1 pseudogene is annotated in these 284 nt (G+C 46.5%); it reads right to left on the bottom strand.

The annotated features are described in order from the left end of the window. Positions 1-284, bottom strand: a pseudogene (locus tag HC176_RS19270) (acetyl-CoA C-acyltransferase); the annotation flags it as partial.

Here is a 284-nt window from a genome sequence, read left to right as displayed (position 1 = left end):
TCTGCAGGTTGCGTTTTCTCATTTCATCAAGAAGCTGCACGGTTAATTTTCCTCCGGTACAACCCAGCGGGTGACCCATCGAAATTGCACCGCCATTGGGATTCATCCTGTCCATATCCAATCCCAGTTCGTTGATGACGGCAATGGATTGAGAAGCGAAAGCTTCATTCAATTCAATAAGCTCCAGATCCTGAATGGAAATTCCCGCCTGCTTTGCAGCTTTCGGAATGGCATAAACCGGTCCTATTCCCATAATCTTTGGTTCTACACCAACAGCGGAATAA

The sequence above is a fragment of the Tamlana crocina genome (assembly GCF_012037625.1).
The sequence above is the reverse complement of the archived record's forward strand: the minus strand, read 5'-3'. Positions and strand labels throughout refer to the sequence as shown.